This is a genomic window from Streptomyces sp. IMTB 2501 (assembly GCF_001953885.1).
Taxonomy (GTDB): domain Bacteria; phylum Actinomycetota; class Actinomycetes; order Streptomycetales; family Streptomycetaceae; genus Streptomyces.
Genome location: NZ_MQUS01000083.1, coordinates 1 through 1,690, shown reverse-complemented (window position 1 = coordinate 1,690; position 1,690 = coordinate 1). Strand labels below are relative to the sequence as shown.

Below are 1,690 nucleotides of genomic sequence, written 5' to 3'. Positions count from 1 at the left end.
GATGCGCGCCGACATCGAGGCCTGCCTCGACGGCCAGCCGGTCGCCGCCACGGCCGCGCTCGGCGCCGTCGGATACGGGTACGACGGCTACACAGACAGCGCACCGACCGCCCGGCCGACGCTACAGCCGCCGCATCCCACATTTGCCCAGCAGCCCCCGCAACAGTCTGGCCACGGCGACGACGGCGGCCGCCCGGGCGGCGCCGGCTTCGACGCCGAGTACGCCGATCCGGCTCCCGCAGGAGGCCGACGTCTGTCGCTGGGCGCGCTCATCGGCATCGGCGTGGCCGGCCTCGCTCTGATCGGCATTGCCGTGGGCACCGTGCTCGGCGTCGGCGGCAACGACCAGCAGCCAGCCGCCGACGCCTCCGCCATCTCGGACAGCGGGCAGTCGGGGACGGAGACCGCGCAAGCCCAAGCGAAATCGCTCGACGCGCTGCTGCAGTCGAGCAACAGCAGCCGCACCACGGTGATCAACGCGGTCGCCTCCGTCAAACAATGCAGCAACCTCGCTGGTTCGGCGACCGACCTGCGCACCGCCGCGAGCCGGCGCGACGACCTGGTCAGCAAACTCTCCCAGCTCACCATCGACAAACTACCCAACCACGGCGACCTGGTGGCCCAACTCACCACAGCCTGGAAGGCGTCCGCCGCCGCCGACAACCACTACGCCGCCTGGGCCGACCAGGTCGCCGCCACCACGGGCTGCCATAAAGGCCACGCGAAGAACACCACGCAGACCATCCAGGGCAACACGGCCAGCGAGCAGGCGACCCTCGCCAAGAAGAAAGCCGCCGCCCTGTGGAACCCCATAGCACACCAATACGATCTCCCCCAGCGCCGGTTCACCCAGCTCTGAGCGAAATCCCGCGCCGATCACTACATTCCGAGACGGTCACTGGACCTGAACTCCAGGACCCCTCCAGCTTCCACAGCTCCACGAAACCCCCGGCCCGGCGCCACACCACACACCACACACCACAGCCAAGAATCCTGAAACGATCGCTGGATCCCGAGGTCGGTGCTTCACTCCTCCAGCGATCATTCACGGATTTGCCACAGGGGTCGCGTGGAATGGCGGGAGGACGGCACGAAGGTCAAGGCCGGTGCGGGGCCGACCAACACCAAAACCAGGCGCAAAGCCCGCCGTCGACAAGCTCCAACAGCTCCCCCACTCGGCGTTCACCGGCCGGTCTCCGCCCCGGGACATACGGGGCGAACCGTTCACAAGAGGAGAGTCCCAGCAGTCCAGTCCGGGCCGGCGGCGCCCGTGCCCCGCACAGGAGGCTGCCCGTTCACCGGGCAGTGAACGCTGCGGGGGAAACACCACCTGCTGATACTTCAACGCCGGGCATCGCCGCGCATCCGCCCGCACGCCGCCGATGCCAACGGCACGCCGCCACTCACGATTGCCTGAACGACACCGATCGCGATCCCGTCCAGTCGACCGGCAAAGGATCGGGCAGGGACGCGTGCCACTGCATGGTTTTCCTGGCTGACGGCACCGGCTCCCCCGGGGCAGCTGACGCGCCGCCATTTTTCGGATCTCCTGCCGGGCCGACTTCGGCGCAGGCGTTCCTGTAACACGGGTCAGCTCATGGATTTCGCAGCGACACGCGGTCGGCATGGGGTGAGCGAGCGTCAGCAGATCATCCGGACGGACTAATAGTCATTCAATACGCCTTTTTCT

At 67.8% G+C, this 1,690-nt stretch carries 1 pseudogene; it reads left to right on the top strand.

The annotated features are described in order from the left end of the window. Positions 1-859: pseudogene (locus AV521_RS50010) on the top strand (hypothetical protein); the annotation flags it as partial. Positions 860-1,690 lie beyond the last annotated feature (831 nt).